The 20,988-nt window shown below is 67.7% G+C and carries 17 protein-coding genes and 2 pseudogenes; 9 read left to right on the top strand and 10 right to left on the bottom strand.

What is annotated here, in order from left to right:
• Positions 1–12: 12 nt before the first annotated feature.
• The 5 genes from O8I58_RS05805 to O8I58_RS05785 form a co-directional block, all read right to left on the bottom strand.
• Complete coding sequence (locus tag O8I58_RS05805) at positions 13–663, bottom strand: hypothetical protein (protein ID WP_298321460.1); 651 nt, start codon at positions 661–663, stop codon at positions 13–15.
• Positions 653–1,240, bottom strand: a complete 588-nt coding sequence (locus tag O8I58_RS05800) for a YceB family lipoprotein (protein ID WP_298321459.1) — start codon at positions 1,238–1,240, stop codon at positions 653–655. The genes O8I58_RS05805 and O8I58_RS05800 overlap by 11 nt, the downstream gene beginning before the upstream one ends.
• 68 nt (positions 1,241–1,308) lie before the next feature.
• A complete protein-coding gene (locus tag O8I58_RS05795; RefSeq protein WP_298321458.1) occupies positions 1,309–1,839 on the bottom strand; it encodes a hypothetical protein in 531 nt (176 codons plus the stop codon).
• A gap of 56 nt (positions 1,840–1,895) precedes the next feature.
• Positions 1,896–2,195, bottom strand: a complete 300-nt coding sequence (locus tag O8I58_RS05790) for a DUF3861 domain-containing protein (RefSeq protein ID WP_298321457.1) — start codon at positions 2,193–2,195, stop codon at positions 1,896–1,898.
• A gap of 435 nt (positions 2,196–2,630) precedes the next feature.
• The gene (locus O8I58_RS05785) at positions 2,631–3,014 is read right to left on the bottom strand and encodes an HU family DNA-binding protein (RefSeq protein ID WP_298321456.1); all 384 of its coding nucleotides are present in this window, start codon (positions 3,012–3,014) and stop codon (positions 2,631–2,633) included.
• Positions 3,015–3,343: 329 nt separating this feature from the next.
• Here O8I58_RS05785 and O8I58_RS05780 point away from each other — a divergent pair, with 329 nt between their 5' ends.
• Together O8I58_RS05780 and O8I58_RS05775 are read left to right on the top strand one after the other, a co-directional pair.
• Positions 3,344–3,778 carry an OsmC family protein gene (locus O8I58_RS05780; protein ID WP_298321454.1) on the top strand — a complete coding sequence of 145 codons (435 nt, stop codon included), beginning with the start codon at positions 3,344–3,346 and terminating at the stop codon, positions 3,776–3,778.
• Between the two features lie 166 nt (positions 3,779–3,944).
• On the top strand, positions 3,945–4,583 hold the full coding sequence (locus O8I58_RS05775) for a glycine zipper 2TM domain-containing protein (protein WP_298321451.1): 639 nt from the start codon (positions 3,945–3,947) through the stop codon (positions 4,581–4,583).
• Positions 4,584–4,796: 213 nt separating this feature from the next.
• Here O8I58_RS05775 and O8I58_RS05770 read toward each other — a convergent pair whose 3' ends face one another.
• The 3 genes and pseudogenes from O8I58_RS05770 to O8I58_RS05760 all read right to left on the bottom strand — a co-directional run bounded on the left by O8I58_RS05770 (position 4,797) and on the right by O8I58_RS05760 (position 8,411).
• Positions 4,797–6,413, bottom strand: coding sequence for an IclR family transcriptional regulator domain-containing protein (locus O8I58_RS05770; RefSeq protein WP_298321449.1), 1,617 nt, complete (start codon positions 6,411–6,413; stop codon positions 4,797–4,799).
• Between the two features lie 172 nt (positions 6,414–6,585).
• A pseudogene (locus O8I58_RS05765) lies at positions 6,586–7,465 on the bottom strand (PhzF family phenazine biosynthesis protein).
• Between the two features lie 64 nt (positions 7,466–7,529).
• A complete protein-coding gene (locus O8I58_RS05760) occupies positions 7,530–8,411 on the bottom strand; it encodes a PhzF family protein (RefSeq protein ID WP_298321447.1) in 882 nt (293 codons plus the stop codon).
• Positions 8,412–8,508: 97 nt separating this feature from the next.
• On the opposite strand from O8I58_RS05760, the gene O8I58_RS05755 reads away from it, so the two are divergent.
• From O8I58_RS05755 to murD, 3 genes are read left to right on the top strand one after another with little or no spacing between them, the layout of a single operon-like run.
• Positions 8,509–11,106, top strand: a complete 2,598-nt coding sequence (locus O8I58_RS05755) for a bifunctional aspartate kinase/diaminopimelate decarboxylase (protein WP_298321445.1) — start codon at positions 8,509–8,511, stop codon at positions 11,104–11,106.
• A complete protein-coding gene (murL, locus tag O8I58_RS05750) occupies positions 11,099–12,463 on the top strand; it encodes a UDP-N-acetyl-alpha-D-muramoyl-L-alanyl-L-glutamate epimerase (protein ID WP_298321443.1) in 1,365 nt (454 codons plus the stop codon). Before O8I58_RS05755 ends, murL begins: the two co-directional genes overlap by 8 nt.
• Positions 12,444–13,832 (top strand): UDP-N-acetylmuramoyl-L-alanine--D-glutamate ligase, encoded by a 1,389-nt coding sequence (murD, locus tag O8I58_RS05745; protein WP_298321441.1) that lies wholly within the window; start codon positions 12,444–12,446, stop codon positions 13,830–13,832. Before murL ends, murD begins: the two co-directional genes overlap by 20 nt.
• Here the strand turns inward: murD and O8I58_RS05740 are convergent.
• A complete protein-coding gene (locus O8I58_RS05740) occupies positions 13,745–14,731 on the bottom strand; it encodes a LysR family transcriptional regulator (RefSeq protein WP_298321439.1) in 987 nt (328 codons plus the stop codon). The genes murD and O8I58_RS05740 overlap by 88 nt on opposite strands.
• 109 nt (positions 14,732–14,840) lie before the next feature.
• Here O8I58_RS05740 and O8I58_RS05735 point away from each other — a divergent pair, with 109 nt between their 5' ends.
• On the top strand, positions 14,841–15,863 hold the full coding sequence (locus O8I58_RS05735; RefSeq protein ID WP_298322783.1) for a zinc-binding alcohol dehydrogenase family protein: 1,023 nt from the start codon (positions 14,841–14,843) through the stop codon (positions 15,861–15,863).
• A gap of 172 nt (positions 15,864–16,035) precedes the next feature.
• On the opposite strand, the gene O8I58_RS05730 is transcribed toward O8I58_RS05735, so the two are convergent.
• Positions 16,036–16,872 carry an inositol monophosphatase family protein gene (locus tag O8I58_RS05730; RefSeq protein WP_298321437.1) on the bottom strand — a complete coding sequence of 279 codons (837 nt, stop codon included), beginning with the start codon at positions 16,870–16,872 and terminating at the stop codon, positions 16,036–16,038.
• A 217-nt stretch (positions 16,873–17,089) separates the two neighbouring features.
• Here O8I58_RS05730 and O8I58_RS05725 point away from each other — a divergent pair, with 217 nt between their 5' ends.
• The 3 genes and pseudogenes from O8I58_RS05725 (at position 17,090) to O8I58_RS05715 (ending at position 20,970) form a co-directional block, all read left to right on the top strand.
• Positions 17,090–17,878 carry an RNA methyltransferase gene (locus O8I58_RS05725; protein ID WP_298321435.1) on the top strand — a complete coding sequence of 263 codons (789 nt, stop codon included), beginning with the start codon at positions 17,090–17,092 and terminating at the stop codon, positions 17,876–17,878.
• A gap of 83 nt (positions 17,879–17,961) precedes the next feature.
• On the top strand, positions 17,962–18,849 hold the full coding sequence (locus O8I58_RS05720) for a phosphate/phosphite/phosphonate ABC transporter substrate-binding protein (RefSeq protein ID WP_298322780.1): 888 nt from the start codon (positions 17,962–17,964) through the stop codon (positions 18,847–18,849).
• Positions 18,846–20,970 (top strand): annotated as a pseudogene (locus O8I58_RS05715) (EAL domain-containing protein). Before O8I58_RS05720 ends, O8I58_RS05715 begins: the two are co-directional and overlap by 4 nt.
• The last annotated feature ends 18 nt before the right edge of the window (positions 20,971–20,988 follow it).

Below are 20,988 nucleotides of genomic sequence, written 5' to 3'. Positions count from 1 at the left end.
GCCGCGTGCTGCTTACTTCGTCGGGGCGGACGCAGTCGGGGCCGGTTCGTAACCTTCGATGTCCACCGAATCCAGATGCCATTGGTGCTGCCCGGGCGTAGCGCCATCGGCCATCACCGCGCGCAGGGTGAAACTGCCGCGGTAATGACGCGTGCTGCCGTCGCTGCGCCGGCTGGCCAGCTCGATCGGGACCTGGATGTAGCGTGATCCTGCGGCGCCCTCGGGATCGAAGGCCTTGCCGACGGTCGCCTGCACCGTCGTGGTGTTCGCATAGCCACCCGCGAAGGCGTCGAAGGTCTGTCGGCTCGCGGCGCCGCCGTTGCTCCACAGTGCATAGGCGGCGGCGTAGTCCTTGGCGTTGATCGCCGCGTAGTAACGACGCACGGTGTCTTCGGCGGCTGCGGGCGTGGCGTCATCGCTGTTGACGTGCGTCTCCGCGCTGTCGGGCGTGGACATGGCCGGTGGGACTTCAAGTGCATCGGCCGGCGCAGGCGCCGATGCATCCACGGCTACCGGTGCCGCTGCTTCGCCTGGCGCGGGAGTGGCCGGCGTTGCCGGTGCTGCTGCAGGGGAGGATTCCGGACCGCAGGCCACTAGCGTGACCAATGCAACGATGCCGGCCGACAGCAGCATCAGGCGTCCGCGGACGACGTTACTTCGCATCGCTCAGGTCCGGCATGCCCACGGGCTGGTTGAGATGCACCGCGATCTGGCCGTGCTCGACGCTGGCCGATTCCACCCGCACGTCACCGAAGTTGGCCAGCAGCTTCGGGTCGAGCCGATAGAGCGGTTCGCTGCTGGCATAGTCCTGCAGGAACAGGCTGACCAGCTGGCGGTCGCGTTCGCGCAGTTCACGGCCATTGCTGGGCACCACGCGGTCGACGGTGGGGGCGTCCAGGAACAGCGCCGTTTTCTGCGGGTCGTAGCGCAGGCCGCTGCTCAACCAGACCCGGCCCAGTGCCTTGCCGTTGCTGCTGGCATCGAACTGCATCTGGACCCGGTTGCCGTCGCGCGGGATGGTCAGCTGCGGATTGCTGGCGGTCATCGACACCAGGCCGCCCAGCGCATCGAAATCGCGCGGGAATTCGGCCTGCAGATAGCCCTGCACTTGCTGGGCACTAACCGACAGCGTGTTGGACGGCTTGCCCTGTGCCCACGCTGCGGCAGTGACGGATGCGGCGACCAGCGCGATCGCGACCAGTGCGGCGCGCATGCGTGTGAGGAAGATCGATGCCAGCATGTGTGGATTCCAGGAGCGGTACGCCCAGCGCGCCCGACTCACCATAAGCATGGCCGGTGAACCGTGCCTCAATCGATCCGCGGTTGCATCGAAGCGGTGGAAATCTCCCAGCCATCGTTGCCGATCCTGCGGCGCAGGCGATACCAGCCATCCCAGTTGCGCACGTTGCCGTTCGCATCGCTCATGCGCAGTCGCACGGGGATTTCCAGCGAACGCGAGGGGTACACGTCCGGGTCAAGCGGCCTGGGTGCATCGGTATTGATGCGGACCGAGTAGCGGCCCAGCGCCCGCAGCGCGGCGTCGTCTGGCGCCGGCGGTGGCTTGCCGCCGACCCACATCGCATCGGCCGTCTCCAGGTTGCCGCTGGCCAGTGCACCCAGATAGGCGTGCAGCATGCTGGCGGCCTGGCGCAGGTTGCGGTTCTGTTCGTCGCGCAGGGCCTGTTGGCGCTGTCCCACAGCGGCCTCGGCGGGATCTGCAGTGGCTGTGGCCTGCGGCAGCGTCGCCGTGGTGCCGATGATCGTTTCCGGATCGGGTTTGCGGCTGCATGAACAACCACCCAGCAGCAGGCTCAGCAACAGGATCGGAAGGACGCGCATGTGCAGCCCGGCAGGTGGCGATGCGGGGCAGTGTACGGATGTGGCGCAGGCCGGCGTCAGCGACGCGGGTCGAGTCCGGCGATGAAGCGGTCCAGTGCGGGTTCCAGCGGGGCGAACGGATCTTCGACGCCATCGCGGTGGCGCTGGGCCAGGTCCTGCAGCAGCCGGCTGGACACCAGCGTGGCGGCGCGTTCGTCGGCGCTGAGCTGGCGGTGGCGCTGGGCACTTTCCAGCAGCCGCATCCAGTCCTGCGTGGCGCGGTGTTCGAACTCGATGCTGCAACGGTCGTTGCATGGATGGCCGTCGTCTTCGACGGGGGTGACGGTGATGCGGTAGCGGTGCGGTCGGGAGCCCATGGCGAACACGGCGACTGGGGAACAGGCGTCCAAGGTAGGAGGCTGCGCTGCCCGCCGCGAGCGGGTGGGGCGTGACTCAGTGTTCCAGCGTGCCCCACGGCCGCCAGGTGTGTCGCGCAGGCAGCAGGTCGCGTGCGCCATTGCGCCGGGTAGAGGCTGCAATACAGGTGCGACAGCACGCCGCATGCGATGCCGTTGGTGCCCGCGCAGCAGGGTAGCGCGCCTGGCGGGATGCTCTGTCCTTCATGCAGGCCAGGTGCGCGATCAGCCCGGGTTGCGGCGAATCGAGATATCGCCAGGAAGAACCGCGATTCCCGGCTGCGACGTGCGCGACGAATCAATCCGGAAGCCGATGACGTCATGGTCATGCGCCACAAACGACTCGGGACGGCCAAAGCCGTCCCGAGCAGGTGTTGCGAGGAGCCGCGCCGGGAATCAGGCCGCGGAATCCTTGAGGGATTTCAGTGCAGCGAACTTCACCTTGGTGGCGGCCGGCTTGGCGGCGAACCACTGCTCTTCCTTGGTGAAGGGGTTGATGCCCTTGCGCTTCGGCTTGGCCGGCACGCTGACGGTCTTGATCTTCAGCAGGCCCGGCAGGGTGAAGGTGCCTGCGCCCTTCTTGCTGATCGAGCCCTGGATGGCCGACTGCAGTGCGGCCAGCACGGCGCGCACGTCCTTCGGGGCGACGGCGGCGCTTTCAGCCAGGTGGGCGACCAGGCCCGACTTGGTCAGGGCTTCCTTGATCGGCTTCGGCGCGGCCGGTTTGGCGGCGGTCTTGGCGACCTTCTTGGTCGCTACCTTCTTGGTGGTCTTTGCCATATGTGTCCTGTTGTACCGTGTTTGGTGGGTTGTTCGGGCCGAAACGGTCGGCATGCGGAATGTAGGGCAAGTGTGCGTTGGCGCCAAGAGGAAATGAAGCTTTTTTCTCGGCTTTTTCGTGTTTTTCGACCATTAGGGGGTTTGGTCGTCATGCCCGGGCGCTATTTATCCCCTTGCCATGGCACTGCGATGGACGCGATCGCGCGCGTTGTCGCGATGCGGCAGGCCGATGCGCGAGCACAGCGTCAGTGGCGCATCGGCCGGTACGGCGCGGTAACACGGTGCCGGCTAGGCTCGCGGTTCTTTCCGACATCCGCAGGAGCAGGCCCATGGGTATTTCGCGTCCCGCCACCGCCTATTGGGAAGGCGATCTGAAATCCGGAAAAGGCAAGATTTCCACGCCGCAGAGTGGCTTGTTGTCCGACACGCCTTACGGGTTCAACAGCCGCTTCGGCGACCAGAAAGGCACCAACCCCGAAGAGCTCATCGCCGCCGCGCATGCCGGCTGCTTCACCATGGCGCTGGCGAACCTGCTGACCGAAGCAGGTTCGCCGCCGACCTCGCTGGAGACGCGCGCGGAAGTCGACCTGTCGATGGAAGGTGGGCCGACGTTGTCGCACATCCGCCTGAAAGTGAAAGGTGTGGTGCCGGGCATCGACGCGGCCAGGTTCAAGCAGATCGCCGAAGACGCCAAGAGCAACTGCCCGGTGTCCAAGGCACTCAAGGCCGTACCGATGAGCCTGGAAGCCGAGTTTTCCAGCTGATCGAACGATGCCGCTGCCGGCCTGCAACCTGGCTGGCAGTGTCGATCGCACCGAGGGTTGTCTGTCGCGTGGTTGAACGTGGTTGCGGGCGGCGGCCCGGTTCAGGACTGTTTCACCCCATGGCATCGACGATGCACCTGCGCCGCAACGGCGCAGGAGACCTTCCATGATCCGCTCCACCCTTGGCGTCCTGCTGCTTGGCCTGGCTTGCGTTGCTACAGCCAGTGCGCAGTCGCGTTATGCCGACTATTACAGTCAGACCTATGGCACTGCCAACGGCGCACGTGATGACCGTTCTGGCGACAGCCGCGATGGTGGTGCCTACGACTATGCGCGCGTGGTACGGGTCGATCCGATCATCGCGCCGCCCCCACCGCCGCGGCAGCAGTGCTACACCCGCGCCGCCGATGATGGCTACACGCAGGGCGGCGATTATTACGATGGCAATGGCGACCGTCAGCAGTCCACGCCCGGTGGGCGCGTGGGTGCGACGATCCTCGGTGGCGTGCTGGGTGCGGTGGTCGGTAGTCGTTTCGGCGATGGCGGTGGGCGACTGCTCGGCACTGCGGTGGGTACCGCAGCGGGGACGGCCGTGGGCCAATCGGTCTACGACAACTCACACACCACGACCGGCACCGTGCGGGTCTGCGAGCCGGTGTCCGACCGTCGTGATGGCGGCGATGGCGACGTGGAAGGCTACGACGTCACCTACGAATATGCGGGTCGCGATTACCACACCCGCACTGCGTATCATCCGGGTGACCGAATCCGGGTTCGCGTGGACGTTGCCGCCGCGCAGGACTGAGGAAGTACGGGGGATCTGCCGTACCAAGGGGCCGCAAGGCCCCTTCTCTTTTGGCGTGATGCGCGGGGGTGGAAGGCTTCGCCGGGAAAGCCTCGGTTGCGCCAACCCGGTGCTACGGGAAGGTCGTCTCATTGCGAACCCACGACGATCAGGCCGCGGGTTCACGCTGCCGCGCGTGCGGGGTGGCCCGCAACGCATGTTCGACCCTGCGCATTACTTGGCTGGCGCGGCCGGGCGGGTCAACACATACAGCCCCGTGAGCGTCGCTTCCCCTGGTTCCTGTCCAGTGGCATCGGCGGCGGTTGCATCGGGCCCGGTGCTGGTGGTGATCGCCAGCTGGCGGCCATCGCGACCGCCAACAGCCAGGCTGGTCGGCCAGGCCACCGGCAGGCCGACCACTTCCTGCATCATCCCGCCCTCGGCGGAGAAGCGGGCCACGGCCCAGCCGCCGTACAGCGCGACCCAGACATCGCCTTGCGCATCCGCGGCCAGGCCGCGGATCAGCCCGGACGCCTTGGGCACCACGGCCAGGCGCCGGATGCGCGCATCGCCCTGGCGCATTTCATAGAGCGTGCCGGTGGTGGCGCTGGCGGCGAACAGGCGCGTGCCATCCGGATTCCAGCACAGCGCGTCGATGCGGTCGTCGATGCGCCAGCCCGGCACCGCGATGCCGGTGTGCAGCCAGGTGGCAATGCGGTAACCGCCGGCCGGGTCATGGGTGACCTGCCATTCGCGACCATCGGGCTGCACGCAGGCGGCGAGGGGCGCGGTGCCGCCACGACGCTCCAACGGCCGCTGCACGGCCTTGCCGTCGAAATCCAGGCGCAGGATGCCGTCGTCGTGCACCACTTCCAGCCCGTTGGGCGTGGCATGCAGGCTGCGGGCGATCACGTCCAGCGCGATCAAGACGCGGTCTTCGGTGTCCTGCGCGCAATGCAGGGTGGCCGTGGCGGTGTCGATCCAGTACCAGCAGCCGCGCGCGGTGGACCAGCTGGCGAAGTCGCCGCCTGTGGCGGCAGGCCCGGCGATGCGCTGGACCTGGTCGTCATGGGTGACTTCGACCGTGCCGGCCAGGCGTTCGCCGATGCGCTGGGCGGCCTCGGTCAGTTCGGTGCCGAACTGCGCCATGCGTTCGGGTGTAAAGCGTTCGGTTGCACCGGACAGGCTCAGCGCGCCGCGCACCACGCCCTGCATGTCACGGATCACCGCGGCCACGCAACGCGCGCCCAGGCGGCTTTCCTCGTCGTCGATCGCGTAACCCTGCACCTTGACCGCGGCGATCATCGCGCCGACCTGCTCGCGGCTGGTGGCGCTGTTGGGCGTGAACGGGGTCATCGGCAGGCGTGCGAGCAGTGGGTTGCGCTCGCCGGTGCGCATCGCGGCGAGCAGCACCTTGCCGGCGGCAGTGACGTGCAACAGCCGGCCCTGGCCGACGTGCGTGTCGCCCTGCGAGCGGTGCGCGCCCTGGGTGCGTTCGAGCGCGATGACTTCCAGGCCATCGCGCACCCACAGGCAGGTGGTCTCGCCGGTGATGGCGCGCAGGTAGTTGAGTTCGATGTTGGCTGCGACCACCAGCGCCGGCGCCGGGTGCGACTCGCGGCTCAGCTGCAGTGCGCCGAAGCCCAGGCGATAGGCGCGGCGGGTCGATTCGCGACGCACCAGGTTGCGTTCGATCAGCCCGCTCAGCATGCGGTAGGCGGTGGTGCGCGGCAGTTGGACCTGCTGGGCGATTTCCGCGAACGTCACGCCCTTGGGCGAGGTGCCAATGGCCTCCAGGACATCGAGCGCCCGCTCGATCGTGCCAGTGGCCTTGCGCGTGTTTTCACTCATGTTGCCGGTCATCCTGGCCGCTGGGCCAATGTGGGGCAGTGAAGCGCGCGTTGGACGGCCCATCATGGAGACGCCGCGCGCCACGTATTGTCGGCCAAATCGCGTCAGCGTGGCGATGCAGGCCGGGTGTCGGTACAGCTGGGGGCGGCACGAAAGCCTTCCGCGTGCGCTTTCACCAGTCCAGGGTGCCGCTGACCACGGTCTGGACCTGGCCGCCGGACCAGACCTCGCCCTGGGCGTCGATGCGCAGCTCCAGCAGGGCATCGAAGCCCACTTCGCGGCCCTGGCTGGCCACATAGCGACCGTCCTGGCCGGGCAACGCATCGCGACTGTCCAGCCAGGCGGCGAGCACGGCGTTGGCCGCGCCGGAGGCCGCATCCTCGAACTGGCGGCCGTTGCCGACGAAGGCGCGCACGGCCAGCTGGTAGGCGGCGTTGCCACTGACACGTGCGTAAGCGAACACGCCCATCGCGCCGGTGGCTTCGGCCAACGTGGTGATGGCGTTCCAGTCGGGCTGCAGGGCGCGCAGGTTGGTTTCGTCGGCAAGTTCGACCACCCACCATTTGCGCCCGCCATCCATCAGCGCCGGTGGCAGCGTGCCCAGTGCCCAGCCAGCGATGGCCGGGGCCAGGCGGGGATCCGTGGCCTGCACCACTTCGGCCACCTGCGCGCGCGGCACGCGGATCGCAATGCGCTGGATGTCCATCGATCAGCTCCACCTGCAGCGGCAGTTGGCCGGCGATGCCGTCCTGGACCAGCACCCCGTCGCGCGCCTGCGCCACGCCAGCCGCCAGCACGGCATGGGCGGTGCCGACGCTGGGATGGCCGGCGAACGGCACTTCCTTCTGCGGGGCGAACATGCGGATGCCGTAACTGGCGTTGTCGTCGCCGGACGGGAAGACGAACGTGGTTTCCGGCAGCTTGGTCCAGCGGGCGATGGCCTGCATCGCCGCATCGTCCAGGCCCTGTGCGTCCAGCACCACCGCCAGCGGGTTGCCGCAGCCGGGGCGCGGTGAAAACACATCGACCTGTAGGAAGCGGCGGGTGGTCATGGCGGACAAGCGGGAAGGCGGAAGGGTGTGCAGGGTAGCAGCGCGGATGGGCGCCACCGTGCGCTCACCAGCTGACCTGGCCCTGGATCACCGGTTGCACCAGGCCGCCGATCCAGACTTCGCCCTGGTCGTCTACCCGTACCTGCACCACGCCATCGCGGCCCAGCTCGCGCCCCTGGCTGGCGAGATAGCGGCCGTTGCTGCCGGGCAGGGCATCGACAGCGTGCAGCAGCGCGGCGATGCAGGCGTTGGCGCTGCCGGTGACCGGGTCTTCCGGTGTCGAGGGGGCATCGGCTGGACAGAAGGCGCGTACTGCCAGGTCGTGTTCGCTGCCTTCATGGCGTGCGAAGACGGCCAGCCCGGTCGCCTGGCTGGCCCGCGACAGTGTTGCGATGGCGGCAAAATCCGGCTGCAGGGTACGCACACTGGCGGTATCGGCCAGTTCCACCAGCCACCAGCTGGGGCCGTTGTTCCAGAGTGCCGGGGCGCGGATCGCCTGCGGCCAGCGGCTGATCGCTTGTCCCAGCAGCGCATGCTGCGACGGCGTGGTGGCCAGCGGCTTTGCACGTGGGGCGCGAACGTGCGGACTGATGCGGCCATCGCCATCGCGCGCGATCCGCACCGGTAGTAGGCCGGCTGCGCACTGCTGCACCAGCCTGTCGTCCTGCGCGGAGGCCAGCCCCAGCGACAAGGCTGCCCAGGCCGCACCGACGCTGGGATGCCCGGCGAAGGGCAGTTCGCAGCCCGGGGTGAAGATCCGCACGTGATAGTCGGCACCCGCCTGCGGTGGCAGGAAGAAAATCGTCTCGGGCAGGTTCAGCCATGCAGCCAGTGCCTGCATGTCCCCGGTGTCCAGTCCCTGGCTGTCGGCGATCACGCCCAGCGGATTGCCGGCGCCGGGCGAGTGGGCGAAGACGTCCAGTTGCAGATAGCGGCGCTGTGTCATGCGGGGAGCGGGTCCTTGGGAGGCGGTTCCTTTAGAATCGGCGGTTCCGCCCGTGTGATCGGGTTTTTCCTCCCCAATCGTAGACCCCCCAGACCCCATGTCAGCTTCCCCCCCGAACGATCGTTGGATCGTGCTCAAGTTCGGCGGCACCTCGGTGTCGCGTCGTCATCGCTGGGACACCATCGGCAGGCTGGCGAAGAAACGGGCGGAAGAAAACGACGCGCGTGTGCTGGTGGTCGTCTCTGCGTTGTCGGGGGTCACCAATGAATTGACCGCCATCGCCGATGGCGCGGCGGACACCGCCGCGCGGGTGGCCGCGCTGGAGCTGCGCCATCGCGAATTCCTGGCTGAGCTGGAACTGGATGCCGACGCGGTGCTGGGCGAACGCCTGGCCGCGTTGCGCGCGCTGGCCAGCGATCCGCGCGCGGCCAGCCGCACGCTGGACTGGCAGGCCGAAGTGCTGGGCCAGGGCGAACTGCTGTCTTCGACCATCGGCGCCGGTTACCTGGCCGCCAACGGCCTGGACATCGGCTGGTGCGACGCGCGCGCCTGGCTCGACGCGATGGCCATCCCCAACCAGAGCGCCTGGGCGCAGCGCCTGTCGGTGTCGTGCGATCCGCGCGGCAGCGACGACTGGCGCGCGCGTTTCCGTGCCCAGCCCACGCGCCTGCTGATCAGCCAGGGCTTCATCGCCCGCCACGGCGACGGCGGCACCGCGGTCCTGGGGCGCGGCGGTTCGGATACTTCCGCCGCGTACTTCGGCGCGCTGCTGAAAGCGCAGCGCGTGGAAATCTGGACCGACGTACCTGGCATGTTCAGCGCCAATCCGAAGGAAGTACCCGACGCGCGCCTGCTCACGCGCCTGGATTATTTCGAAGCGCAGGAAATCGCCACTACCGGCGCCAAGGTGCTGCATCCGCGTTCGATCAAGCCGTGCCGCGATGCCGGCGTGCCGATGGCGATCCTGGATACCGAGCGCCCCGAGCTGCCGGGCACCAGCATCGACGGCAATGCGCTGACCGTGCCGGGCGTCAAGGCGATCAGCCGCCGCAACGGCATCGTGCTGGTGTCGATGGAAGGCATCGGCATGTGGCAGCAGGTCGGCTTCCTGGCCGATGTGTTCGACCGTTTCAGGAAGCACGGCCTGTCGGTGGACCTGATCGGTTCGTCGGAGACCAACGTCACCGTGTCGCTGGACCCGTCCGAGAACCTGGTCAGCACCGACGTGCTGGCCGCGCTGTCGTCCGACCTGGCCGAGATCTGCCGGGTCAAGGTGATCGCGCCGTGCGCGGCCATCACCCTGGTCGGTCGCGGCATGCGCTCGCTGCTGCACAAGCTGTCGGATGTGTGGGCGACCTTCGGCAAGGAGCGCGTGCACCTGATCAGCCAGTCGTCCAACGACTTGAACCTGACCTTCGTCATCGACGAATCCGATGCCGACGGCCTGCTGCCGATCCTGCACGGCGAGCTGATCGACAGTGGCGCCATGCCAGTGGAAGAAACCAGCGTGTTCGGCCCACGCTGGCGCGAGATCGCCGGCACCATCCGTCCACGCGAAACCCCGTGGTGGCGCAGCCAGCGCGAGCGCCTGCTCGCCATCGCCGAGGCCTCCACGCCGGCCTACGTCTATCACCTGCCGACGGTGCGCGCGCGGGCCAGGGCGCTCAACGCGATCACCGCCATCGACCAGCGCTATTACGCGGTCAAGGCCAATACCCATCCAGCCATCCTGAAGGCGGTGGTGGAAGAAGGCTTCGGCCTGGAATGCGTGTCGCTGGGCGAACTGCGCCGCATCTTCGAGGTGCTGCCGGATCTGTCGCCGGCGCGGGTGCTGTTCACGCCCAGCTTCGCCCCGCACACCGAATACGCCGAGGCGTTCGGCCTGGGCGTGACCGTGACCGTGGACAATGTCGAACTGCTGCAGCAGTGGCCTCAGGTGTTCGATGGCCGCAGCCTCTGGTTGCGCGTGGACCTGGGGCGTGGCGATGGCCACCACGCCAAGGTGCGCACCGGTGGCAAGGACTCCAAGTTCGGTTTCCCGTTCGAACGCGTCGCTGAGTTCATCGCGCTGGCCGCGGCGACCAACGTGCGCATCGTCGGCCTGCATGCCCACCTGGGTAGCGGCGTGGACACCGCCCAGCACTGGAAGCAGGTCTGCGACGAACTGGGCGGCATCGCCGAGCAGATCGGCACGGTGGAGGTGATCGACATCGGTGGCGGCCTGCCGATTCCCTACACGGCCGATGACGAGCCGTTCGACCTGGTCGCTTGGGGTGCGGGGCTGGCCGAGATCAAGGCGGCGTATCCGGGCTTCCGCCTGGCCATCGAGCCGGGCCGCTACATGGTGGCCGAAGCCGGCGTGCTGCTGACCTTCGCCACCCAGGTGGTGGCCAAGCAGGGCATCACCCGCGTGGGCCTGGATGCCGGTATGCACACCCTGGCCCGCCCGGCGTTGTACGACGCCTGGCATGACGTGGTGAACCTGTCGAAGCTGGAACTGGCCGCCGATGCGCCGTTCGACATTGTCGGCCCCATCTGCGAATCCAGCGACGTGCTGGGCCACCGGCGTCCGCTGCCGGCGTCGACCGCGCCGGGCGATGTCATGCTGGTCGCCGACGCGGGCGCCTATGGCTACGTGATGGCCAGCCACTACAACCTGCGCGGACTGCCGAAGGAAGAGGTCCTGGATGTCTGAAGTGAAGTTCCAGCGTGATGCCGTCAAGGCGTTCCGCTTCGTTGATTGTTCGCTGGATGCGGCCACCGGTGTGGCGCGCCTGGTGTACGCCTTCGATGACGGCCCGCAGTTGATCGAGACGGTCAGCTTCCCCGGTGCGCCGTTCAATCTGGAGGGCGCGCCTGGGCAGGCGGTGCAGCGTGCGCTGCGCCTGCTGCACCTGATTGCTGGCGTGAGCTATTACAAGGCCGCGGTGCCGCCGGAGGTGGTGATCGAAGGCGACCCCATCGATGCCGACACCGCCGCGCTGATGGAAGACATCTACACCCATGGCCTGGGCGAGTTCGCCTATCGCAATGGGCTGGACCTGCACGGGCGTATCCGTTTCCCCGCCAGCGGCGCGGCCGACGAAGCCACCGCGCCCGCGCTGGGGCTGGCCTCGCATGCGCTGGTCGCCATCGGCGGTGGCAAGGATTCGTTGGTCTCCATCGAAGCCCTGCGCGGTGCCGGCATCGCCCAGACCGTGAGCTGGATCGGTGGTTCGCAGCTGATCGCCGCGTGCGCATCACGCACCGGCCTGCCGACGCTCAACATCGGCCGTGCGATTGCGCCGGAGCTGTTCGAGTTCAATCGCCAGGGCGCGTGGAACGGGCATATCCCGGTGACCGCGATCAACTCGGCGATCCTGGTACTGGCCGCGCTGCTGCGTGGCGTGGACCAGGTGGTGTTCTCCAACGAGCGTTCGGCCAGCGTCGGCAGCATGATCGCCGGCACCGGCGAGGTGAACCACCAGTGGTCCAAGGGCTGGGCGTTCGAGTCGCTGTTTGGTGCGCACGTCCAGCGCCATGTCGCGGCCGACCTGCAGTACTACTCGCTGCTGCGGCCGTTCTCCGAGTTGGCCGTGGCCCGTCAGTTCGCCAAGAACGACCATTACGACGCGCATTTCTCCAGCTGCAACCGCAACTTCCACATCCTGGGCGAGCGCCCGGTGAATCGCTGGTGCGGCGTGTGCCCGAAGTGCCATTTCGTGTTCCTGGCGCTGGCGCCGTTCATGCCCAAGCCACGGCTGCTGAACATCTTCGGCCGCAACCTGCTGGACGATACCGCGCAGACCGGCGGCTTCGACGCGTTGCTGGAATACCAGGACCACAAGCCGTTCGAATGCGTCGGCGAAGGCCGCGAATCGCGTGCGGCCATGGCCACGCTGGGCCAGCGTCCGGAATGGCGCGAGGACGCGCTGGTCGCGCGCTTCAACCGCGAGATCGCGCCGCAGCTGGATGCGGCCGAACTGCAGATTCCCGCGCTGCTGCAGCCCGAAGGCGAGCACCGCATCCCGGCTGCGTTGTGGGAACCGCTGCGTGCGAATTTCGCAGCTTGAAGGCCGGCGGGTCGCGCTGTGGGGCTGGGGCCGTGAAGGTCGCGCCGCGCACGCGCTACTGCGCAGCCGGCTGCCGTCGCTGCCGCTGACCTTGTTCTGCAGTGAGGCAGAAGCGGGGCAGGCCGCCGCGCTCGGCGATCCGCTGCTGCACACCGATACACAGATCACCGGCGCGGGGCTGGGTAGCTTCGATGTAATCATCAAGTCGCCCGGTATCAGTCCGTATTCGCCCGAGGCGCTGGAAGCGCAGGCCGCGGGTGCGCGACTGCTGGGCGGCACCGCGCTGTGGTTCGGCGAGCATCCGGACGCGCGCACCGTGTGCGTGACCGGCACCAAGGGAAAAAGCACCACCACCGCCTTGCTTGCACACCTGCTGCGGGCGGGCGGGCATCGCACCGCGCTGGCCGGCAACATCGGCCTGCCGCTGCTGGAAGTGATGGACCCGCAGCCTTCGCCGGAGCTATGGGCGATCGAGCTGTCCAGCTACCAGACCCGTGCGGTGGCCGACGGTGGCGTGCCGCCGGAGGTGGCGGTGGTGTTGAACATCTTCCCCGAGCACCTGGACTGGCACGGCAGCCAGCAGCGCTACATCGAAGACAAGCTGGCACTGGTGACCGAGGCACATCCGCGCATCGCCGTCCTCAATGCGGCCGACCCGGTGTTGTCGAAGCTGCAGCTGCCGCACAGCCGCATTGTCTGGTTCAACCATGCCGATGGCTGGCATCTGCGTGGCGATGTGCTGTTTCGCGGCGATACCGAGGTGTTCGACACCCGTACCGTGCCGCTGCCGGGGCGGCACAATCGCGGCAACCTGTGCGCGGTGCTGGCGGCGATCGAAGCGCTGGGTTACGACGCCGCGGCACTGGCTCCGGCTGCGGTGAGCTTCCAGCCGCTGCCCAATCGCCTGCAGACCATCGGCATGCGCGACGGGCTGACCTACGTCAACGACTCGATCAGCACCACCCCGCATGCCACGCTGGCGGCGCTGGAATGTTTCGCCGGCCAGCGCATTGCGCTGCTGGTCGGTGGGCATGATCGTGGCCTGGACTGGCACGACTTCGCCGATGCCATGGGCGAACACGCGCCGCTGGGCATCGTCACGATGGGGGGCAATGGGCCGCGGATTCACGCCTTGCTGGAAGGTGTGATGGGCGCCGGGCAATTCCAGCTTGCTGCCGCACCGGATCTGGCCGGCGCGATGCACATCGCGCAGCAAATGCTGGGCGGGCAGGGCGTGGTGTTGATGTCGCCGGGGGCACCGAGTTTTGGCATGTATCGCGATTACGTGGAGCGTGGCAAGGATTTCGCGCGGATCGCCGGATTCGACCCCGAGGCGATCGTGGCGATTCCTGGATTGGGCGTGGGCTGACGCTGGCCGCTGGCGTTGCCTGCCATGGCCGCGCCCATGAAGTCGATGAACGCGCGGAGCCTGGGCGCAACCTGCGCACCGGACGGCCAGACCATCGAGAACGTGTCGCGATGGTGGACGAAATCCTCCAGCACACTCACCAGGCTGCCATCGTCCAGCGCGGCGGCGACGGAGAAATCCGGCACCCAGGCGATGCCGCGCCCCTGTCGGGCGTAATGGATGCGCGCCTCCAGGCTGTTGCAGATCATGGTGTCGGGCAGGCCGAGTGCGTCGAACTGGCCTTCGGGGCCCAGGCGCCAGCGTTCGGTCTTGCCCGAGTGCGGGAAGCGGTAGTGCAGGCAATCGTGCTGCACCAGCGCGAGCGGGTGTCCGGGGATGCCCTTGCGCTGGAAATAGGCCGGTGACCCGACAATGCATGTGCCGAACTCGAGCAGCGGGCGGGCGCTCAGCCTTGAGTCGCGGAGCGGGCCGGTGCGTACGACGACATCGAAACCTTCGGCGATCACATCCACCAGGCGGTCGCTGAAGTCCAGATCCAGCGCCACCTCGGGGTAACGGGCACTGAAGTCGGACAGCGCCGGTAACAGGAAGCCGCCGACCATGGGCAGGCTGATCTTCAAGCGCCCTTGTGGATGCTCGATGGACAGCGCCAGCTTGCTTTCGACTGACTGCAGGTCGCGCAGGACCTGCCGGCAGGTCTGGAGATACAGCTGTCCCTCCGGGGTCAACGAGACGCTGCGCGTGCTGCGATGGAAGAGTCTGGCCGAGAGGCGCTGTTCCAGGCGCGCCATGCTCTTGCTGACCGCCGAGGCGGAGATGCCCGACAGCCGGGAGGCGCCGACGAAGCTGCCCGCTTCTGCGACGTGGACGAACAGCAGCACACCATTGAGGGAGTTCATACGCACCGCGATTCATGACATGCAGGTCATGATAAAGAGGAAATTACCCGCCTTTTTGCCAATGCGGACGGTGGCTAACCTTTTCGACTCCCTGGAACAGAGTCGTTCAATGAAAGCCATTGCATATCGGAAAGGCAGCGCAGCCAGTGACCCCCTGGCGTTGTACGAGGTGGAGCGCGACGTCCCCACGCCGGGGCCGCATGAGCTGCTGGTGCGTGTGCGGGCGGTGTCGGTCAATCCGCTGGATACCAAGGTGCGCAGGGGCCTGGTGGCGGTGCCACAGGCGGTCGATGTGCTGGGCTGGGATGCCAGTGGCGTCGTTGAGTCGGTGGGATCCGAGGTCACGCAGTTCAGGCATGGTGACGAGGTGTTTTATGCCGGCTCCTTCCACCTGGCGGGCAGTAATGCCGAATTGCAGCTTGTGGACGCGCGCATCGTCGGGACCAAGCCGCGCAGCCTGGATTTCGCCCAGGCAGCGGCCGTGCCGCTGGCGGCGCTGACGGCATGGCAACTGCTGTTCGAACGGCTTGCCGTACCGCGCCAGGAGGCCAGCGCGCATGCAACGAGCTGCCTGCTCATCGTCGGTGGCGCTGGCGGCGTTGGCTCCATGCTGATCCAGCTTGCACGCCGGCTGACGTCGCTGACCGTCATCGCCACGGCCTCACGCCCGGAGGGCGCTGCGTGGTGCCGGTCATTGGGGGCGCATGAGGTGCTCGATCACCGCCAGCCGCTGGCGGCGCAGGTCCGCGCGCTTGGGGCTTCGGTCACGCACGTCGCGTCGCTGACCCATACCGCGCAGCATCTGCAAAACGTGGTTGAGCTGATGCAGCCTCACGGAAAGCTGGGCGTCATCGATGACCACGACGTGTTCGATGCGATCTCGCTCAAGGCCAAGAGCCTGTCGCTGCATTGGGAAATGGTGTTCACCCGACCGATGCTGCAGACCGCCGACCTGGTGGTCCAGCATCGGATTCTTGAGGAGGTCAGCCAGTTGATCGACCTGGGCGTGCTGCGGACCACGCTTGCAACGACACTGACGCCCTTCAACGCAGCGTCCTTGCGGCAGGCGCATCAACTGGTCGAGGCTGGTGGGCGGTTCGGCAAGGTGGTCGTGGCAGATCCGTCGACCTGAGCGCAGGGCCGGGCGCACGGCCGTGAACGGATGTCGCCCACGTGGTCCTGCGCGCTGTTTTGCAAGCAGGTCAGTCGTAGAGCCCTGCAGTCGATGCCCGGCATGAACTACAAAGCCCCGATGGTCGGGGCTTTGTGCAATGGCATTCAACGATGTCGGTGAATCGCTCCGATCAGCCGCGGAACGCGTCGAACGCCGCTGCATACCCCGATGCCGACACCGTCTTCTGCAGCGCATCGGCCACCCGCAGGTTGCCGGCGATCAACTGGCGGGTTTCCGGGCCGACGCCATCCATGCGGCCGGTGGTGGCGCCCTTGAAGTCGCAGACCTTGCCGCCGGCTTCGCGGACCAGCAGCACGCCGGCGGCGATATCCCAATCCTTCACGCCGGCCTCGAAGTAGGCGTCGGCGCGGCCGCAGGCCACGTAGGCCAGGTCGAGCGCGGCCGAACCGGTGCGGCGGATGTCCTCGGCGTGGTTGAGCAGCTCGCGCACGCACTCCAGCTGCGCGCCGACGCGGGCACGTTCACGCGGCGGGAAGCCGGTGTGGATCATCGCGCCGGTCAGTTCCTTGCGGTCGGACACGCGGATCTTGCGCTCGTTGAGCTGGGCGCCGGCGCCGCGACTGGCGGTGAACAGCTCGTTGCGCAACGGGTCGAAGATCACCGCGTCGGTCGGCTCGCCGTTGTCCACCAGCGCGATCGACACGCAGTAGTGGCCAAAGCCGTGCAGGTAGTTGCTGGTGCCATCCAGCGGGTCGATGACCCAGTGGTAGCGGCCGTTCTTGCCGGGAATGATGCCGCCTTCCTCGCCGACGACGCCGTACTCAGGGTAGGCGCGGCGCAGTTCCTTGATGATCGCCTTCTCGGCGTCGGCGTCCACTTCGCTGGCGTAATCCATGCGGTCCTTCTGGATCACGTTCAGGGCGTCGAGCTTGTTGATGCTGCGAAGCAGGACATTGCCCCCGATGCGCGCGGCCTTGGTCATGACGGTGACGACGGGATTAAGCATGCAAAACGACCTCGGTCAGGCGATACGTGTGGAACGCGGCAGATGGAAAGAGCATCCCGGCGCGGCGGCCGGACCGGAGATTCTACCATCGACGGCCACCTGGCCTGAAATGGCGGCTGTCCGGAGGTGTACGGATGGGGCACATGCCGGTGCCGGAACCGGACTTCGTCCAAGCCGTGCGGTGCCTTGGCACACGCAACCGCCTAGAATCCGCGCCATGGATTCCTTCAATACCTCTGCCGCCGCCCGCATCCGCTTCGTCCTGGTGGGCACCCAGCACCCGGGCAACATCGGCGCCGCCGCGCGCGCGCTCAAGACCATGGGCCTGGCCCAGCTGGTGCTGGTGCAGCCCGAGAAATACCCGCACGACGAGGCTTTCCGCCGCGCTGCCGGTGCCGACGACCTGCTGGCCGATGCCATCGTCACCGATGACGTCGCCGCCGCCGTGGCCGATTGCCAGCTGGTGCTGGGCTGTACCGCCCGCAGCCGCCGCGTCCAGCTGGAAGAGCACAGCCCGCGCCAGGCCGCGGCCCGGTTGGCCCAGGTGGCTGGCGAAGGCCCGGTGGCACTGTTGTTCGGTCGCGAGCGCACCGGCCTGACCAACGAAGAACTGCAGCTGTGTCATGCCGCCGTCCATATCGACGCGAATCCCGATTACAGCTCGCTCAACCTGGCGGCTGCGGTGCAGGTGCTGGCCTACGAAACGCGCCTGGCGCTGAAGACAGCGCAACCCACTGGTCACGACGACGCAGGCGAGCCGCGCGTGGCGCCGGCCACCCACGCCCAGCTGGAAGGCATGTTCCTGCAGCTGGCCGAGACGCTGGACCAGATCGACTTCCACAAGGGCCGCGCGCCGGAGTCAGCCATGCGCAAGCTGCGCCGGTTATTCCTGCGGACCGAGATGGATGAGAAGGAAGTGCGCCTGCTGCGCGGCATCCTGGCCGATACCCAGCGCATGGCGCGCCTGGCCCATGATGGCGGTGCGGACAAGATTGTCGGACCGTAAATATTTCGGCTAGGCTGGCGCGTCTTTCCAGCGGATTTCCCGTGTTGCGCAACTGGCTCGTCGGCGTCCTGCTGGTGTTCGTCCTGTCGGTTGCGCCGCTCCATGCCGCACCGGTCCCGGGCGATGATGATCCGCACGTGCTGGTGCTGGGCCGCATCAGCGACGATCCCAAGGCGCATTACGTCCAGCTCAAGCCGCTGCTGGATTACGTGGTGGCACATATGGCCGATGTCGGCATCACCAGCGGCCGCATCCTGATGGCGCGCGATGCCCGGCAGATGAGCAGCTACCTGCGCCGTGGCCGCGTGGACTGGGTAACCGAGACGTCCGGCACCGGCGTGGAACTGCAGCGTCGCTCCGGTGCCCAGCCGCTGCTGTTGACCGAGCGCGGCGGCGCCAGCATCTACCACACGATCCTGTTCACCCGTGCCGATTCGGGCATCATCTCGGTCGCGGACCTGCGCGGCAAAGCGGTGGCGCTGCAGGGCGTGGGTTCGACCAGTGCCTACGTGATGCCCGCCGCGACGATGCTGGCGGCGGGACTGCCGATGGAGATCCTGCTCTCGCCGCAGGACCGGCCGGACAAGGATTCTGTCGGTTACGTGTTCGCCCGGTCCGAGCTGAACATCGCGGCGTGGGTCGACAAGGGCATGGTCGATGCCGGTGCCCTGAGCAACCTGGACTGGCAGGATCCACGGCGCATGCCCGGGTCGTTCCGCAGCCACATGCGCGTGCTGGCGCAGACGCCTGACTACCCGCGCGCGCTGGAAATGGTGCGGCCGGGCCTGGCCCCGGAGGTGCGCGAACGCCTGCGCCAGGTGCTGCTGGACGCGGCCCAGGACCCTCAGGCCGCAGCGGCGATGAAACGCTTCTTCGGCACCACCCGGTTCCTGCAGCTGGACGCAGCGTCGCTGCAGGGGCTCGACCGGGTGCGCGAAGCCGGGGCGCGCGTGCGCGAGCAGATCGAATGAAGTCCAGCCGGCGTTTCGGACTACAGGCGCAGCTGGCGCTGGTGATGGGCTTGACCCTGGTCATGGTGCTGGCGCTGATGGGCGTGCTGCTGCAGCGCCAGCGCGCGATGCAGGTCGAAGTGGACCGGCTCGGCCGACAGGCCGTGCACGCCATGGCGGCCGAAGGCCTGACCCGGCGTGGCGCGGCGATGGCCCAGCAGTTGGCCGATTCGCTGGCCAATCCCATGTATTACTCGGACCTGGACGCCATTGGCGCCATGGTCCGTGAAGCCAGCCGCCAGCCCGACGTGGCCTACGTGCTGGTCTATGACAACGAAGGGAAGATGGTCAACGACGGCTCCTGGGACATGGCTTCCTACGGGCAGCCGATGCGCGACCCGCTGGCCGCGCGCGTGCTGGCCAGCCAGGACAGGCTGACCCAGTGGACCGACAGCACCGTGGAAGTGGCGCAGGTGGTGGAGCTGGGCAATGCCCGCCTGGGCGGGGTGCGAGTGGGCTATTCCCTGGCCAATGCGCGGACCAGCGAGGCCCAGGCCGCAGCGCTGCTGCGCGAGCGCCTGGAGGTGCTGGGTCGCCACCATATCGGCTGGATCGCCGCGTTGCTGGGGACGCTGCTGCTGGTGGGGGCGGGCATGGTCTGGTACGCGCAGCGCTGGCTGGTGCGGCCGATCCGCGCGCTGGCCCAGTCGGCACGGGCCATCGGCGTGGGCGATTACGACGTGCCGCGCCAGGCCAGCAATCGCCAGGATGAGGTCGGCGAACTGGTGCGGGCGTTTTCCGAGATGAGCGACAGCATCTCGCGGCATGACCGCGATGTGCGGCGCATGGCCTACACCGACGCGCTGACCGGCCTGACCAACCGGTTTGCGTTCCGCGAGAGCCTGGACCACCGGATGAAGCAGGTGCGCGGCGCCGGCCGTGAACTGGCGTTGCTGTTCGCCGACATCGACGATTTCAAACGCGTCAACGATTCGCTGGGCCATGAAGCCGGCGACGAGGTGTTGCTGCATTTCGCTGCACGCATCCGCGATGCGGTCCAGCGCCTGGGCGGTGATGACGCGCTGGTGTCGCGTTTCGGCGGCGACGAGTTCGTGATCCTGATCCAGGACGGCGATGTCCGCGCCGCGGCCGAGGCCCTGGCCGAGGAGATGGTGCGCCTGCTGGGACAGCCGCTGACGGTGCAGGGGCGCCAGGTGTTCCTGGGGACCTCGATCGGTATCACCCTGTTCCCGGAAGACGCCAGCGGCGCCACGGGGCTGATGAAGAACCGGTGACATGGCCATGTACCAGGCCAAGGTCGCCGGCAAGAACTGCTATCGCTTCTACAGCCGCGCGATGGACCAGGCGGTCGTGCGCCGGGTACGCCTGGAGGCGGAGCTGCGTGGCGCCTGGGACCGCGACGAGATGAGCCTGCTCTACCAGCCCATCTATCGGCTTTCCGACAATCGCGTCGTCGGCGCCGAGGCGCTGCTGCGCTGGCAGCATCCGGAGATGGGCGCGATTTCACCCACGGTGTTCATCGAGGTCGCCGAACAGAGTGGCCTGATCGAACAGATCGGCCCGCGCGTGTTGCGTGCGGCGTGTGCCGCGGCTTCCCGTTGGAACGTGGTGGAGGGTGAACTGGTTGCGCCATTCCTGTCGGTCAACGTGTCCCCGCGCCAGTTGCGCAGCGGCGACCTGCCCGAACTGGTGGCCGACGCGCTGCGCGATACCGGCATGGCGGCGGGCCGGTTGCACATTGAACTGACCGAAACGGCGGTGATCGGCGACGAGGCCCATGCCAGCGCCATGCTGGCCAAGCTGCACCGGGCGGGGGTCAAGGTATGGCTGGACGATTTCGGCACCGGGTTCTCCGGCCTGAGCCACCTGCGCCGCGTGCCGGTGGACGGGGTCAAGATCGACCGCAGCTTCATCGCCGACCTGCAACGCAATCCGGACGACCTGGCGTTGACCACCGCGATCATCGCCATGGCCCATTCGCTGGGCATCTCGGTGGTGGCCGAGGGCGTGGAGAAGCAGGGCCAGTTCGACCTGCTGCGCGAGCGCGGCTGCGACTTGGCGCAGGGCTTCTGGCTGGGCTATCCGCTCAACGAAAGCGAGTTCGTCCAGCTGCTGACGTAGGGCGGGTCGAGACCCGCC

Source organism: Pseudoxanthomonas sp., from assembly GCF_027498035.1.
Lineage (GTDB): Bacteria > Pseudomonadota > Gammaproteobacteria > Xanthomonadales > Xanthomonadaceae > Pseudoxanthomonas_A.
Note: the sequence above shows the minus strand (reverse complement) of the source record. Positions and strands in the feature narration are given on the sequence as shown.

Bases quoted from the DNA above. Each gene is read 5' to 3' on its own strand.
- O8I58_RS05805 (WP_298321460.1), bottom strand. From the start codon at position 663: ATGCGAAGTAACGTCGTCCGCGGACGCCTGATGCTGCTGTCGGCCGGC.
- O8I58_RS05800 (WP_298321459.1), bottom strand. From the start codon at position 1,240: ATGCTGGCATCGATCTTCCTCACACGCATGCGCGCCGCACTGGTCGCG.
- O8I58_RS05795 (WP_298321458.1), bottom strand. From the start codon at position 1,839: ATGCGCGTCCTTCCGATCCTGTTGCTGAGCCTGCTGCTGGGTGGTTGT.
- O8I58_RS05790 (WP_298321457.1), bottom strand. From the start codon at position 2,195: ATGGGCTCCCGACCGCACCGCTACCGCATCACCGTCACCCCCGTCGAA.
- O8I58_RS05785 (WP_298321456.1), bottom strand. From the start codon at position 3,014: ATGGCAAAGACCACCAAGAAGGTAGCGACCAAGAAGGTCGCCAAGACC.
- O8I58_RS05780 (WP_298321454.1), top strand. From the start codon at position 3,344: ATGGGTATTTCGCGTCCCGCCACCGCCTATTGGGAAGGCGATCTGAAA.
- O8I58_RS05775 (WP_298321451.1), top strand. From the start codon at position 3,945: ATGATCCGCTCCACCCTTGGCGTCCTGCTGCTTGGCCTGGCTTGCGTT.
- O8I58_RS05770 (WP_298321449.1), bottom strand. From the start codon at position 6,413: ATGAGTGAAAACACGCGCAAGGCCACTGGCACGATCGAGCGGGCGCTC.
- O8I58_RS05760 (WP_298321447.1), bottom strand. From the start codon at position 8,411: ATGACACAGCGCCGCTATCTGCAACTGGACGTCTTCGCCCACTCGCCC.
- O8I58_RS05755 (WP_298321445.1), top strand. From the start codon at position 8,509: ATGTCAGCTTCCCCCCCGAACGATCGTTGGATCGTGCTCAAGTTCGGC.
- murL (WP_298321443.1), top strand. From the start codon at position 11,099: ATGTCTGAAGTGAAGTTCCAGCGTGATGCCGTCAAGGCGTTCCGCTTC.
- O8I58_RS05740 (WP_298321439.1), bottom strand. From the start codon at position 14,731: ATGAACTCCCTCAATGGTGTGCTGCTGTTCGTCCACGTCGCAGAAGCG.
- O8I58_RS05735 (WP_298322783.1), top strand. From the start codon at position 14,841: ATGAAAGCCATTGCATATCGGAAAGGCAGCGCAGCCAGTGACCCCCTG.
- O8I58_RS05730 (WP_298321437.1), bottom strand. From the start codon at position 16,872: ATGCTTAATCCCGTCGTCACCGTCATGACCAAGGCCGCGCGCATCGGG.
- O8I58_RS05725 (WP_298321435.1), top strand. From the start codon at position 17,090: ATGGATTCCTTCAATACCTCTGCCGCCGCCCGCATCCGCTTCGTCCTG.